General features: G+C 61.8%; 3 protein-coding genes and 1 pseudogene. 1 reads left to right on the top strand and 3 read right to left on the bottom strand.

From position 1 onward, the window contains the following. Positions 1 to 199: pseudogene (locus AC1DVA_RS27725) on the top strand (outer membrane protein); the annotation flags it as partial. A gap of 924 nt (positions 200 to 1,123) precedes the next feature. Here AC1DVA_RS27725 and AC1DVA_RS27730 read toward each other — a convergent pair. The 3 genes from AC1DVA_RS27730 to AC1DVA_RS27740 form a co-directional block, all read right to left on the bottom strand. Then, positions 1,124 to 1,351, bottom strand: coding sequence for a hypothetical protein (locus AC1DVA_RS27730; protein ID WP_476808032.1), 228 nt, complete (start codon positions 1,349 to 1,351; stop codon positions 1,124 to 1,126). A gap of 10 nt (positions 1,352 to 1,361) precedes the next feature. Continuing rightward, a complete protein-coding gene (locus AC1DVA_RS27735) occupies positions 1,362 to 1,556 on the bottom strand; it encodes a helix-turn-helix domain-containing protein (RefSeq protein WP_476808033.1) in 195 nt (64 codons plus the stop codon). Between the two features lie 516 nt (positions 1,557 to 2,072). Next, on the bottom strand, positions 2,073 to 2,286 hold a 214-nt coding region (locus tag AC1DVA_RS27740; RefSeq protein ID WP_476808034.1), incomplete at its 5' end, for an IS3 family transposase.

A 2,286-nucleotide genomic window follows, 5' to 3' on the forward strand; every position in this document is an offset into this window, starting at 1 on the left:
GGGCGGTGTCGAATACGCCTTCACCAACAACTGGACGGCCAAGATCGAAGGCCTCTACGTCGATACCGGCGAGGGCCGGCGCGCCCGATCCTTCGACAATGCGGCGGGCGGCGTGCTCCCGGCCGGAACCTATACCGCAGTCAGCAATGGCGGCGGCGGTGCCGGGCTCGTGCGCGTCGGCGTGAACTACAAGTTCTGAAGCGACAGCTTTGGACCTGCGAGCAGCCCGGCGCCTTGCGCCGGGCTGTTTTTGTTAGCCAACAGTGTTGGCTCGCTGGTTTGCCGGTCACCGGACCGGGGGCGGGGCACCGGGGATCGTGTGAACCGTCTCAGGCCTGCCTCGGCGGAGACCGGCTTCATCCTCCCGCGTGGCGATCCTGAGCGGATGCAGGCGGGCCCCGCTTCACCAAGAGGGAGATATCGGCGGCACTGGCTGTCGAAACTCCGAGGATGATGTGGGCGCTGAGTCCGGCCCAGGCGCCTTGGCGAAGGCGCCCGGATCCGGCACGGCCTTCGCCATTGCGATGGCGTCGCGCTCGATCGCGGCCGCAAGGAGGCAGTAATCGTTGAAGGAAAACAAGGCGCAGTGTTCGGCCTGGGACCACCTGCCGATCACCTCCCAGACGAGATCGTACTCCTCGCAGACGCCGCCAAACCTTCCGCCCCGCAGTCGCGCGAAGCCCTGGCGGAACTCGGGGAACCGAAGCATGAGACGGGCAAGCCCGCGTTCTTGGGCCGACATCAAGCGCTCACATGAACCAGGGGGACATAGGCAACAGCGTATAGCAACGGCGGATGCAGCGATTATGCCAATTAACGCCATTCCCTAGGGGAAGATAGGCGCGACGCTGCGTCGACAGCGCATAACGCGAAGCGCCACGCCGCCCAGTGCTTTTTGGGCCACGCCCGGCGCTTAAAATGGACCGTCTGCGGATTGCCGATTGCGCTGATCAATCTCGCGCTGAAGTATAACGCGTAGGCAATGAGTTCGACATGAGCACATCAAAATCGTCCGAGGCGGAGATGGCGCAAGTCAACGGCCTTTTGATCCGGACAGCTATCGTGATCGTGGTCGGCGCGATCGTCTTCATCCCGCTCATCAGGTGAGCGTGGTCAGCCGCCATCAGCTCGGTGAAAGCTGCCGTTCAATGACGGCTCGCGCAGCGGAGAAGCTGGTCCGCGCATGCGGCGCGGCGGCCTGTTGCTGTTCCAGAAGCAGGAGGGCGACCTCATAGATTTCTCTGATGTCGGCGGCCTGCAGAACGCCCTTTTGAACGAGGCAGCGCAGCAACCCGGCCATCGTCGCCGAGGAGACCAGAGTGCTGGCCGCCATCGCATCGGATGTGGTCATGTGCAGGCCCTCACTGAGCCGGATGCGCCGGCTCCGGCACGTCGTAGCCATCGGCGGCGTAGGAGCCGATCTTGTTGCGCAAGGTGCGTAGCGCTATGCCGAGCACGCTGGCGGCATGGGTGCGGTTCCCGCCCGTTTCCCGCAGGGTTGCCAGAATTAGCTCTCTCTCGACATCGGCGACGGGCTGGCCGACAAGCTGATTCATGACAGTCTGCTCAAGCTGGCGATAGTGAATGGTCGTGGTCCTTTCCGAGCTCCCCCAAGCCCCGTTGGACAGAATGCCAGTGGGCGCCCCCATGGTTAAGAAATGTTAAATGCGTTGGCATGCCCCGAAATGCCGGCCGTGCCGTGACTGCCGAACTCGTGGGAGCGGCATGGCTGACGAGATACGAGGCGATGAGCACGACGAAATCGATCGACGTTACGATTGCCAAAAATCCCGTCCCCTCTGACATGGTATGGGAGCGCCGAGATTTATCTGTTGGTATGGGCCGCGTGGCGCAAAAGCTTCTTCCCGTAACAGCGTAAATCAGGCGGGCGTAAAACGGCGAGTGCAATCGGCGAACCCGGCGCCTTCTCGTGCTAAAGCAGTGATTGTCCCGCCGCCAGCACGCGGTTACTGCCGCAATTCTCTTCCCCTACGCAGATCTCAGGAGCGAAGTTGGCTGACATCGCAATAGGTACTGGTCTTGGCTCTCAACAAGGAGGCACTGGAATGGGCCTAGTTGTTTAGTCCCGGCATTTGGTGGATTGGATCGAGGGTGAATCGTTCCGGCTCTGAAGTCCAGCGCTTGCAGATGAACTCGTAGGGCGTGAGGCCTTTGAGGGTCTTCAGGCGCCGGCCGAAATTGTAAGCTGAGACGAAGTCCTGGAGGTGACGATCGAGCTGGTCGTGGCTGTCGTAGTGATAGCGTTTGACGGTCGCGTCTTTGATC

It is taken from the genome of Allobosea sp. P4_C6, assembly GCF_056402015.1.

Coding starts and splice junctions, on each gene's coding strand:
- AC1DVA_RS27735 (WP_476808033.1), bottom strand. CDS start 1,556: ATGAATCAGCTTGTCGGCCAGCCCGTCGCCGATGTCGAGAGAGAGCTA.
- AC1DVA_RS27730 (WP_476808032.1), bottom strand. CDS start 1,351: ATGACCACATCCGATGCGATGGCGGCCAGCACTCTGGTCTCCTCGGCG.